Origin of the sequence: Frankia sp. AiPs1, from assembly GCF_023716945.1 — a bacterium.
Taxonomy (GTDB): domain Bacteria; phylum Actinomycetota; class Actinomycetes; order Frankiales; family Frankiaceae; genus Frankia.
The window spans coordinates 1-4657 of sequence record NZ_JAMQQF010000479.1 but is presented as its reverse complement, the minus strand read 5'-3'; the positions used below and the strand labels follow the sequence as shown (position 1 = coordinate 4657).

Sequence of the window (4657 nt, the reverse complement as noted above, 5' to 3'; positions counted from 1 at the left end):
GCGCTGCTCTGAAGATCCAGAGATCTCAACGAGCTGCATAACACGGGGCGCCGGTTGGGCCCGGCGCCGTGGGGCGCCGCCGCCGGGGCCCCGCGGCCGGCACAGCCAGCGGACGGGGCGGAACGCAGCCCGTTCCGGGCTGGCGCCGAGCTGCTCGCGGCGCTGGCCCGACCGCCCGGCCGGGAACTTCCGGGCATCACGCTCATCACCCCGCACACGTTCGACGTGACGCCGGAGGGGCCGGACGGCAGCGGGCCTGCGGACCCCCGCGGCGCCCCCGGGGCGGTGCGGCTCGGCGACGTCCTCGACGCCGGCTGGTCGCCGGCCGGCACGCTCGCCGTCCCCCGGTCCACGCTGAACCGGCACGCGTTCGTCTGCGGCGCCACCGGCTCCGGGAAGTCACAGACCGTGCGGTCGCTGCTGGAATCGTTGGCCCGCGCCCCGGCGCCGGTGCCGTGGCTGGTGCTGGAGCCGGCCAAGGCGGAGTACGCGCGGATGGCGGGCCGACTGGCCGACCTCGCCGGATCGCTCGGCGGACCACCCGAGGGCGGGGGCGCGGGACCCGACGGCGCGGAGGGGTTCGGCGCGGGGCTCGGCGCGGGAGGGCTCGGCGCGGGAGGGCTCGGCGATGCCGTGCGGCCGGGTGAGGTACTGGTCATCCGGCCCGGCCGGCTCGACGCGGCGCCGGCGTCGCTGAACCCGTTGGAGCCGGAGGCCGGCTTCCCGTTGCAGAGCCACCTCGACCTGATTCGCGCGCTGTTCCTCGCCGCGTTCGAGGCGCACGAGCCGTTCCCCCAGGTCCTGGCCCGGGCACTCACCGTCTGCTACCAGGACCTGGGCTGGAACCTGGTACTCGACCGGCCCGAGCCGCCGCACCGGCCGCGGTTCCGCGTCCGCGGGCCGGACGCGGACGCGCCGGTCGAGGTGCGGCGACGCTACCCGACCCTCGGTGATCTGCAGCGAACCGCCGCCAGGGTGGTCGAGAACATCGGCTACGGGGCGGAGGTCACCGCCGACGTCCGCGGGTTCGTCGACGTGCGCATCGGCAGCCTGCGGGAAGGCAGCCCGGGACGGTTCTTCGAGGGTGGCCATCCCATCGACATCGGCGCCCTGCTGACCCGCAACGTCGTCATCGAGCTCGAGGACATCACCAGCGACCAGGACAAGGCGTTCCTGCTCGGGGCCGTTCTCATCCGCATCGTCGAGCACCTGCGGGTCCGGTTCGGGGCCGCCGGCGCCGGCGGGCTTCGCCACGTCCTCGTCGTCGAGGAGGCGCACCGGCTGCTCAAGAACGTCACCGACGGGCCGGCCGCGGCCGCGGTGGAGCTGTTCGCCTCCCTGCTCGCCGAGATCCGCGCCTACGGCGAGGGCCTCGTCATCGTGGAGCAGATCCCGGCGAAGATCCTGCCGGACGTCATCAAGAACACCGCGCTGAAGGTGATGCACCGCCTGCCGGCCGCCGACGACCGGGAGGCCGTCGGGGCCACGATGAACCTGCGCCCGGAGCAGTCCGAGGCCGTCGTGGCGCTGCCGGCCGGGGTGGCCGCCGTCAGCGTGGACGGCATGGACCGTCCGGTGCTGGCCCGGATGGTCGCCGGTGACGCCCGAGAGTCGCCGCACCTCGCCCGCTACGATCGGGTCCCGCTGGCCGGCCGACGCAGCCTGCACTGCGGCGCGGCGTGCGCCGTCGGCCGGGCCTGCACGCTGGAGGAGACCGAGACGGCCGCGCTGGCCGCCCACGACGCCCGGCTGGTGCTCTGGGTCGAGGCGGTCACGGCCCACCAGGTGATGGGCTTCGCCCACGTGCTGGGCCTCGCGCCGTTCGCCCCCTCGCCGGCGTTGCGCGCGATGCTCGCCGCGCAGCCGCCGCGACGGCTCGACTGCCTGCTGGCGCATGCCACCGACCGGGCCACCGACGCCCGCGCCCGGCTGCTGCGCCCGTCCGTCGACCCGGACGACTTCGCCGCCGCGCTGCGCGCCACGCTGCGCCGACTGCTGGTCGGGCCGCCCGCCGAGGCACCGGTGGACTCCCGGCGGTTCACCGCCGGCGTCTACCGCTGGCAGGACGTCCGGCTGGCGCTCGGCGAGGCCGTACGCCGCCAGGGTCCGGACGCGGGCCCTCACCCACTCACCTCGTCCTGGCACGACCGCGGCCTGACCGTCGCCGGCGCCACGATCGGCCATCAGCTCGCCTGGCTGCGCGCCAGCCCGGTCTACGCGGGCGGCGAGGACCAGGTCAGCGTCGGCGACGTGACGGCGAGCGGGCTGGTCGACGCGGTGCGGGAGCTTGCCGGCGGGACGGATGCCGGGGCCGTCGCGATCGCGCTGGAGCACGCCTGCGCCGGGCCCGGCCTGGCGGACCTGGTCGACCAGATCGCCAACCTCGTCGAGACGAGCACCGGCGGGCCGCTGGCCGGGCCCGAGACGCCGGAGTCGGCTGCAGCCGGCCGGTGAGATCCGGCGGCCACGGGCGGCCACGGGCGGCAGAACGCGACAGAGCGGACACCCGGCGCCATACTGTAAGCGGAGGGATGGAGGCTCGCCACGCGCTGTGCTCGCCGTCAACGGTGGCGCTCGCGGTCAACGGTGGCGCTCGCGGTCAACGGTGGCATTGCAGGCCGGGCGGCGTCGGGCGGGCCGGGTCCGACGATGACGCGACTGGCGGGGGTCACGATGGGGGGCGCAGGCCTGACGGCGGCGGAGGCCCAGCTCATCCAGGGGCTGTTCGTCCCTCGGGAGCGTTGGGGCTGGGAGTTCGTCGACGGCGGCCCGCCGACGCCGAGCCCGCTCGCCGATGATCGCCCCGTCTGGACGGAACCGGCGCTGCCCGACCTGACCGAGCTGGCCGCGCAGCGCAACCGGTCGATCCGATCGCTGTGGAAGCGGCTGCCGGTACCCGCGGCCTTCGTCGTCTTCGGAGTGCTGCTGGCGTCCGAGGGCGGGCTGTTCTTCGTGCCGGCCGGGTTCGCCCTCGCACTGCTCGCCGGCCTGCCCCCGCTGGTGCGCCACCGCCGGCTGGTGCGCGCCCGGCGCCGGACGGCGACGGCGACGGCGACCGCCCGCGCCTCCCACGAGCAGGCGGTGGTCGCCTGGCGGACCGAGATCGACGCGCACATCCGGGCCGACGAGCGGCGCAGGGAGGCCGCCAGCGCCTTCTTCCCCATCGTGACGCCGGCCGCGACCCCGCGGGTCGACGTCTTCGGCGGCGACGGCAACGGCTGGGCCAGCCTGTTGGCCACAGCCGGCTGCTCGGTGCTCACCGGCGGCACCGGCATCCTGCTGGTGGACCTGAGCGAGCGGACGGTCGGCGGCGGGTTGGCGCGCCTGGCCGGGCAGGCCCGCTGGCCCGTCGAATCCTGGGACCTGCCCCGCCAGCTCGACGAGGTCGCGCTGCTCGAGGGGCTCGGCCCACGGGAGACCGGCGAGCTCGTGGCGGACGCGTTCGGCCCGACCCGCGAGGCCGATCAGGACCATCACCGCCGGGCGTTGCACGCCGACCTGGTGAGCACGGTCGGTCAGATCCTCGGTGAACGGCTGACCTTCCGCCGGCTCGCCGAGGGCCTGCGAGTGCTGGAGGGTCTCGACGACGGCACGGCGGCCGCGGCGTTGTCGACGGCCGAGGCCGGTGCGCTCGTCGGCCGGATGAACGCCTTCGGCCGCGGCGAGCGGATCCCCGACGAGCTGCGTTACCTGCGTTCCTCGTTGGAGGCCCTCTGCCCGCCGGACGCCTCGGCGGCGACCGCAGGCCAGGTGGCGATCACCGGCGGACCGGGCGCCGGCGGCCTGCGGCGGCTGGCGACATGGTGGCCCGTCCACGGGCTGCGGGTGTTGGCGACCTCCAGCCGCACGTCGTCGACGCATCACAAGGAGCTCGCCGACCGGCTTGTCATCCAGGCAGTCCTCCATCAGCTCCGCCGCCGCGAGCTCGCCCCCGCCGCCGGGCGGGACATGCTGGTCGTCGCCGGAGCGGACCATCTCGGCCGACCGGTGCTGGACAGCCTCGCCCGGCATGCCGAGATCGCCGGGGTGCGCCTCGTGCTGCTCTTCGAACGGCTCGCCGACGACGCCGAGCGGGTCCTGGGCAGCCAGGGCGGGTCGACGATCATCATGCGGCTCGGCAACGGCAAGGACGCGACGACCGCGGCGGAGTTCATCGGCCGCGGCCACCGGTTCGTCATGTCCCAGGTGACCACGCAGGTCGGGCGGAGCTTCACGGCGGGCGACAGCGACAGCGTCGGCTCCTCCGACGGCACCTCGGACACCACCGGCACCAGCGGCGGGTCGAACCGGACCTACGACGGCACCCGCCTGCTGCCCTGGCTGCAGAGCACCTCGACGAACACCGGCTGGCAGGAATCCGTGACGACGTCACGCTCGCAGACCTGGCAGCGCACGACGAACACCTCGGTCAGCGACTCGACGAACGACGGCAGCACCACCCAGCGGATGTATGAGTTCCTCGTCGAGCCCACCACCGTGCAGACCCTGCCGACCACCGCCTTCCTGCTGGTCAGCCCGGTCGACGGGCCGGGTCGGGTGACCCCGGGCGACTGCAACCCCGGCACCGTGCTGCTGCCCCGGGTCTCGCCGGTGGACCGCTGGTCGGCGACCCGAGGCACGGCCGGGGCCGCGGGGGCGCAGACGGCCGTCCGGGCGC

Annotated in this window: 1 protein-coding gene and 1 pseudogene; both read left to right on the top strand. The window is 75.4% G+C overall.

Going from position 1 to position 4657, the window contains the following annotated elements; translation table 11 throughout:
* Positions 1-45: 45 nt before the first annotated feature.
* Positions 46-2454: pseudogene (locus ND748_RS25620) on the top strand (ATP-binding protein); the annotation flags it as partial.
* Positions 2455-2649: 195 nt separating this feature from the next.
* On the top strand, positions 2650-4657 hold a 2008-nt coding region (locus ND748_RS25615), incomplete at its 3' end, for a hypothetical protein (protein WP_251748641.1).